The sequence below is a fragment of the Chitinophaga agrisoli genome, from assembly GCF_008386695.1.
Taxonomy (GTDB): Bacteria; Bacteroidota; Bacteroidia; order Chitinophagales; family Chitinophagaceae; genus Chitinophaga; species Chitinophaga agrisoli.
Genome location: NZ_VUOC01000113.1, coordinates 1 through 347, shown reverse-complemented (window position 1 = coordinate 347; position 347 = coordinate 1). Strand labels below are relative to the sequence as shown.

At 53.0% G+C, this 347-nt stretch carries 1 protein-coding gene; it reads left to right on the top strand.

The features are described 5' to 3' along the window. Positions 1-64: 64 nt before the first annotated feature. The coding region (locus F0L74_RS34710) for a 60S acidic ribosomal protein P2 (RefSeq protein ID WP_149842243.1) at positions 65-347 on the top strand (283 nt) is incomplete at its 3' end.

Genomic DNA, 347 nt, shown 5'->3' with positions numbered 1-347 from the left:
GTTTGTTCAAGACGAACGTTATTCTTTCGGCATTACACGTTTCGTGTCAATTAGGACTTAAAAAATGCGTTACGTGGCCGCGTATTTACTGGCTGGGCTGGGTGGCAAGACCACGCCAGCTGCCGCTGACGTTGAGAAGATCCTCAGCTCCGTCGGTATCGAAGCTGACGGTGAGAAGCTTAAGAAAGTAATCACTGAGCTCAACGGCAAGGATGTTGAACAACTTATTGCGGCCGGACGTGAGAAGCTGTCGTCAATGCCAGTAGGAGGCGGAGCACCTGCAGCGGCTGCTGCTGCTGCCCCAGCTGCTGCTGCTGCTGAGGAGAAGAAAGAGGACAAGAAAGAGG